6 protein-coding genes are annotated in these 6459 nt (G+C 71.3%); 3 read left to right on the plus strand and 3 right to left on the minus strand.

Going from position 1 to position 6459, the window contains the following annotated elements:
• On the plus strand, positions 1 to 1134 hold a 1134-nt coding region (locus H0487_RS21165), incomplete at its 5' end, for an acyl-CoA dehydrogenase family protein (protein ID WP_183096204.1).
• Between the two features lie 227 nt (positions 1135 to 1361).
• Here the strand turns inward: H0487_RS21165 and H0487_RS21170 are convergent.
• Positions 1362 to 2600, minus strand: a complete 1239-nt coding sequence (locus H0487_RS21170) for an alpha/beta hydrolase (RefSeq protein ID WP_183096205.1) — start codon at positions 2598 to 2600, stop codon at positions 1362 to 1364.
• Between the two features lie 84 nt (positions 2601 to 2684).
• Between H0487_RS21170 and H0487_RS21175 the strand changes: the two genes are divergently transcribed.
• Positions 2685 to 4100 (plus strand): WS/DGAT/MGAT family O-acyltransferase, encoded by a 1416-nt coding sequence (locus H0487_RS21175; RefSeq protein ID WP_183096206.1) that lies wholly within the window; start codon positions 2685 to 2687, stop codon positions 4098 to 4100.
• Positions 4101 to 4107: 7 nt separating this feature from the next.
• On the opposite strand, the gene H0487_RS21180 is transcribed toward H0487_RS21175, so the two are convergent.
• Together H0487_RS21180 and H0487_RS21185 are read right to left on the minus strand one after the other, a co-directional pair.
• Positions 4108 to 5010 carry an alpha/beta fold hydrolase gene (locus H0487_RS21180; protein WP_183096208.1) on the minus strand — a complete coding sequence of 301 codons (903 nt, stop codon included), beginning with the start codon at positions 5008 to 5010 and terminating at the stop codon, positions 4108 to 4110.
• Between the two features lie 45 nt (positions 5011 to 5055).
• The gene (locus H0487_RS21185) at positions 5056 to 5919 is read right to left on the minus strand and encodes a GTP-binding protein LepA (protein WP_246384131.1); all 864 of its coding nucleotides are present in this window, start codon (positions 5917 to 5919) and stop codon (positions 5056 to 5058) included.
• A 72-nt stretch (positions 5920 to 5991) separates the two neighbouring features.
• Here H0487_RS21185 and H0487_RS21190 point away from each other — a divergent pair.
• On the plus strand, positions 5992 to 6459 hold a 468-nt coding region (locus H0487_RS21190), incomplete at its 3' end, for an acyl-CoA dehydrogenase family protein (protein ID WP_183096207.1).

Raw genomic sequence — 6459 nt, forward strand, 5'->3', positions numbered from 1 at the left:
ACCGGCGTCGCCGTCACCGGGACCCGCCGCCGGGTCGACGTCGACCTCGGTGGCCTCGACGAGGCGATCCGGCCCGAGGTGCGGGCGACCGCCGAGCGGATCGCCGCCCTGCCGAGCGCCGAGCGGCGTGCCGCGCTCGTCGACTGCGGCTACCAGACCCCGCACTGGCCGACGCCCTACGGGCTCGCCGCGGACCCGGTCACCCAGGTCGTCATCGACCAGGAGCTCGCGCGCGCGGGCGTCACCCGACCGGACCTGGTCATCGCCGGCTGGGCGGTGCCGACGATCCTCCAGCACGGCACCGACGCCCAGCGCGAGCGCTTCGTGCGGTCCTCCCTCCTCGGGGAGCTGACCTGGTGCCAGCTCTTCTCCGAGCCCGGCTCCGGCTCCGACCTCGCCTCGCTGCGCACCAGGGCGACCAAGGTGGACGGCGGTTGGTCCCTGTCCGGGCAGAAGGTGTGGAGCTCGGTCGCCGAGCGCGCGGACTGGGCGATCTGCCTGGCCCGGACCGATGCCGACGTGCCGCAGCACAAGGGCATCACCTACTTCCTCCTCGACATGCGCTCGGCCGGCATCGACGTCCGGCCGCTGCGGGAGATCACCGGTGAGGCACTGTTCAACGAGGTCTTCCTCGACGACGTCTTCGTGCCGGACGACTGCGTCGTGGCCGAGCCCGGCGACGGCTGGAAGCTCGCCCGCACCACCCTGGCCAACGAGCGGGTCGCCATGGCGAGCGCCCGGCTCGGCAAGAGCGTCGAGCGGGCGGTCGAGCTGGCCGCCGACGGTCTGGGCCCGGTCGAGGCGGTCAAGGTCGGTCACGCGGTGGCGCTCGCCACGGTCTGCGGCCTCCTGGGCGTCCGCACCACGCTGCGCGCCCTCGGCGGTCACGGCCCCGGAGCGGAGTCCAGCGTCGCCAAGCTGCTCGGCGTCCGCAGCCGTCAGACGTCGTCCGCCCTGGTCGTCGAGCTCCAGGGCGACGCGGTCGCCGACCTCGGGGTGCTCTCGAAGGAGACCGGCGGGTTGTCGGCGGACGTCTGGGAGATGCTCAACACCCGGTGCCTGTCGATCGCGGGCGGCACGACCCAGATCCTGCGCAACGTCGCCGGCGAGCGGATCCTCGGCCTGCCCCGCTGACCGACGAGTCGCCCCTCTTGCGCGGCCGAGTCGCCCCTCTTGCGCGGCCGAGTCGCCCCTCTTGCGCGGCCGAGTCGCCCCTCTTGCGCGGCCGAGTCGCCCCTCTTGCGCGGTCGAGTTGCCACACTTCGTAACGGCAAGCCTGGCAACTCGGCGGGGCAACCCTGGCAACTCGGCGGGGCAACCCTGGCAACTCGGCGGGGCAACCCGGGCAACTCGGCGGGGGGTCAGGTGCGCTCGCGGCGCCAGGTGTTCCAGTGCCAGTGCAGGTAGCGGTCGATCGCCCGCACGATGTGCTGGGAGCGGATCGACGGGAACACGTCGAAGGCGTGCTGGGTGACCGGGAGCTCGGCGTACACCACGCTCCTCTTCGAGACGTCGCGGAGGCGGGCGACGAGCTGACGCGCCTGCTCGACGCCGACGAGGGTGTCGTTGCGGCCGTGGATGACGAAGAAGTCGGGTGCGTCCGGCGTGACCCGCAGCAACGGGGTCGCGGCCTCGAACACCTCGGGGGAGTCCTGGTACGACGTCTTCATGACCCAGTTCGCGAGGAACTCGTCGCGCATCAGCTCGACGTTGCGCAGGCCGCTGGCGCCGGAGAGATCGAAGACCCCGTAGTGGGGGACTGCTGCCTGGACGGTGGTGTCGGCCTCCTCGAAGCCGGGCTGGAAGTCCGGGTCGTTGGGAGTGAGCGCCGCCAGGGCGGTGAGGTGGCCGCCGGCCGAGCCGCCGGTGATCGCGATGTAGTCGGGGTTGCCGCCGTAGTCGGCGATGTTGTCGCGGATCCAGGCGATCGCCTGCTTGACGTCGATGATCTGCGCCGGCCACGGGTCGCGCGGCGCGAGGCGGTAGTTGACCGCGACGCAGACCCAGCCCTTGGCGGCGAGGTGCTCCATCAGGGCCAGGCCCTGCTGCTCCTTCTTGCTGATGATCCAGGCGCCGCCGTGGACCTGCAGCAGGACGGGGGCGTCCTTCGGCGGGGTCGTGGAGGAGGTGTAGACGTCGAGCATGCCGCGCTTGCCGTACGGCGCGAACGGGACGTTGCGGACCACGTCGACGCCCGCCCGGCGGCGCTCGCGGCCGAACGCGAACGGGTTCGCCACGCGTCGCCACGGTGTGGCGAGGTCGGCCGGGGTGGGGGCCGCGTCGAGCTGCTCGACGTAGTCGAGACCGATGCCCTCGACCAGTGCGTCCTCCGCGACGTGGAGGGCCCTGCGGCTCTGGGTGATCAGGTAGCCCAGTCCCGCCGCGCTCGCGCCGGCCAGCACGAGGCCGGTGCGGCTGGCGCGTCCGCGCGCGACCTGGGCGGCGGTGTCAGCCGCGGTCAGGGCGAGCAGGTGCGGCGCCAGCTCGCCGGTGAGCCAGCCCGGGAAGAAGGCGGCCACGCTCAACCGGAACCCCGGGAGCGGCTTGATGGCGTTGGCGGTGAGCGCTGCGGTGACGGCTTGGCGCCGCGTGAAACCCATGATTCGAGGGTAGCGGCCGAACTGAGGTAAATTGGAACCTGTTCTAGGTGTGTGGCGATCGGCACGGGGCGACATGGGGTTGACATGGATCGACTGTCAGGACTGGACGCGAGCTTCCTCTACCTGGAGACGCCCGCGCAGCTGATGCACGTCTGCGCGGTCATGGTCCTCGACCAGACCACGATGCCGACGCCCTACACGTTCGACTCGCTGCAGAAGCGCATCGACGAGAGCGTCCACGACGTCCCGGCCTTCACCCGCAAGATCCGTGGCGTGCCGCTCGGCCTGGACCACCCCGTCTGGGTGCGTGACCGCCAGTTCGACATCGAGCGTCACGTCCACCGCCTCGCCGTCCCGAGCCCGGGCGGCTACCGCGAGCTGATGGACCTCTGCGCGCACCTCGCGGGCCTGCCGTTGGACCGCTCCCGACCGCTCTGGGAGATGTGGGTCATCGAGGGCTACCGGCCTGATGACGCGAACGGCGAGGAACGGGTGGTCGTCTTCTCCAAGATGCACCACGCCACCGTCGACGGCGTGTCCGGCTCGAACCTGATCTCGCACCTGTGCTCGCTCGAGGCGGACGCCGCGCCGCTGGCGCTCGGCCCGAAGCAGAGCCACCCCCGCGACCCCGACAAGCGCGAGCTCCTGGGGCGTGCGCTGCTCGGCATCGGCAGCAAGCCGGTCACCCTGGCCAAGGTGCTGGCGCCGTCGGCCCAGATGATCACCAAGAGCATCTCCCGAGCCCGGGAGGGCGTCGCGATGGCGGCACCGTTCTCCGCGCCTCGGACGTCGTTCAACGGCACCATCACCGGTCACCGGGCGATCGGTCTGGCCGACGTCAGCCTCCAAGAGATCCGCGACATCAAGAAGACGACCGGCGCCACCGTCAACGATGTCGTCCTCACCCTCGCCGGCGGCGCGCTGCGCGCCTATCTCGACGAGCGCGGCGAGCTGCCGACCACCTCCCTGATGGCGTCGGTCCCGGTGAGCGTGCGCGAGACGTCCAAGCGCACCCAGGGCGCCAACAAGGTCTCCTCGCTGTTCACCAAGCTCGGGACCGACATCGACGACCCGCTCGAGCGGCTCGAGGTCATGGCGGAGCGCAACCGGCACGCCAAGGAGCACCACAACGCGATCAGCGCCGACGCGCTGCAGGACTGGGCCGAGTTCGCCGCGCCGCGGGTCTTCGGCCTCGCGGTGCGGACCTACGCCAACCTGCGTCTCGCGGAGAAGCACCCGGTCGTCCACAACCTGGTGATCTCCAACGTGCCGGGCCCGCCCGTCCCGCTCTACTTCTCGGGTGCTCGGATCGAGGCGCTCTACCCGCTCGGCCCGGTGTTCCACGGCGCGGGCCTCAACATCACGGTGATGTCCAACGCCGGCACCATCCACGTCGGGGCGATCGCCTGCCGCGAGTCGGTGCCGGACTGCGACGCCCTGGTGAAGCACTTCCCGGCCGAGCTGGAGCGGATGCGCAAGGCGCTCGCCGCGCGCGCCTGACGCCCGCTCAGACCACGGTACGGCGACGGAAGTCGCGGCGCCGCGCGTTGACGGTCTGCGCCGCCTCGAGCATCGCCGGCACGAACCGCTCGGCGTTGAGGACGCACGCGGCATGACCGGCCGCGACCTCGTGCATCGTCGCGCCCGGGATCGACCTGGCCAGGCGGACCTGTCGCTCGGTCGGGATGACCTTGTCCTTGGTGGTGACGACGACGGCGGTGGGGACGTCGATCCGGTGGATCCACGGCCGCGAGTGATGACGTCCCAGGGCCGCCAGCGCCTGACCGACCGCCCACGGGCTGGTCGAGCGGAACTCCCGCAGCGCCCACTCGTGCATGTCGTTGGGGTCGAGGTCGAGCCGACCGCTCGCGGCGCGGGCGGCAGCGGTCGCCGTACGACTGCGGGACATGCCGCGAGCGGCGACCATGCTCGCGCCCATGCCGGCGAAGAACGCTCGCTCGACGGGGTTGAGCTGGAACCTGTCGGTCGTCGCGCCCAGCACCAGACCCTGCACCTTGTCGGGGTGCTGCCGCCAGACCCGTTGCGCCACGATGGATCCCATCGAGTAACCGGCAACGATGACGTCCTCAAGGCCCAGGAGGTCGATGAGGGCGGCGACGTCGTCCGCGCAGTCGGCGAGCGAGAACTCCTCGCTGCGGATGCCCTGGCCGTGCCAGCGCTGGTCCATCGTGACCACCCGGAACCGCTTCGACAGCGGCCGGATGGCAGGGAACCACGTCAGCAGCCCGGTGCAGCCCAGCGCGTGCAGCAGGATGATGGTCGGCGAGTGGGGGTCCGGGCCCGGCGTGTCGGTCACGTACGTCGACCCCCCGCGCAGTGGCAGCTCGACGAGCCGCCCCTCGGGGATCGGCGCCCACGGCAGGTACACGCCCTTGCGAACCACGTCCATCGTCCCCACGGACGTCACCCTAGAACAGGTTCCACCTGGAGTGGGTCAGGTGTCCCGATCCGCGCGTGCGCGGGCCAGCTCCACCGACCGGCGAAATGCCTTGAGCACGTACGGCGGGACGTCGATGCCCGCCCGGTGGGACCAGAGCAGCTCGCGCTCCACCCGTACCGCCTGAGCCGCGAACGAGTCGTCGGCCGGGATGCCGAGGGTCGTCATGACGTCGCCGAAGTCGGCACGCTGCTCGTCGTTGTTGGTGCCGACCGGCCCGAAGGAGATCGTCCGCAGGCGCCGGACCAGCCACCGTTGCCAGGGGGCCAGCTCGGCCCACAGGGCGCGGGCGGAGAGCTGGTAGAAGACGAAGTGTCCGGGCTCCTGGCGCTTGATCGGCCCGATGACCGTCTCCGCAACGGCCGTCTCGCCCATCGCCAGCGTGCCCTCGTGGAGCAGGTTGTAGGCGAGGACCGCGGAACGCTCGGTCGACATGCCGGTCAGGTAGTAGAGTATCCGGACCACGTCCTGGAAGGCGTCCAGGTGCGCGAGGGTGCCCAGCAGGCGTAGCTTGAAGCTGACCGAGTCGGTGTCGGCGACCGTGGGCGGGCGGCCGAGCTCGACCTGCAGCCGGTCGAGGATCAGGCCGTGCTGGATCTCCTGCGGCTGCCACACGTCGGCGTAGAAGTAGCGGTCGATCTCCGGCGGGTCCGGCAGCATCGTGGTGAGCTCGAGAACGTTGCGGTCCACCTCGAGCTCGACCCTCGCCATGTAGTCGAGGACGTGCCCGTAGCGCTGCGCGAACGCGCTCCGGTCGCGCACGGTGAAGTCCACGTCGTCGAGCCGCAGCGGCGGATGCTGCTCGGCCAGCCGGTCGACGTGGTCGCGGAGCCGCAGGTCGGTGCTTGTCGTCATCGTCATGAGTTCGAGGCGAAGCCTAGAGCGGATGGGCAACGGTCGCATCCGGAACTAGAACACGTTACAGTTCTGTCCGTGGATGCCGAAGAGATCAGTGCCGTACGGGCGGTCGTCACCGAGGTGCTCGACCGGGCCGGGGACAACGTCGACCCCCTGGGCAACCGGCCGGGGGACTGGTCGGCCTGGCAGGCCGCGGGCCTGACCGCGCTGCCGGTCCCCGAGGAGTACGGCGGCGACGGGCTGGGCCTCGAAGCGATCGCGGTCCTCCTGCGGGAGTCCGGGCGCCGGGCGCAGCTCGTCCCCGCGTGGGAGACGCTCGCGTGCGCCGCGCTGACCCTCGGCGCTCACGGCACCGAGGCGCAGCGCAAGGAGCACCTCGCCGCCATCGTCGAGGGAGCGGTGCTCACGCCGGCGCTCACCGACGTGCACGGCACCACCGCGGCTTACGCCGACGGACGGGTGAGCGGCCGCAAGGCTGGCGTCACCTACGCCGACACCGCGACCGCGCTGCTGGTCGTGGCCGGGGACGACGTCGTCCTCGTC

The organism is Nocardioides stalactiti (genome assembly GCF_014180715.1).
GTDB lineage: Bacteria > Actinomycetota > Actinomycetes > Propionibacteriales > Nocardioidaceae > Nocardioides > Nocardioides stalactiti.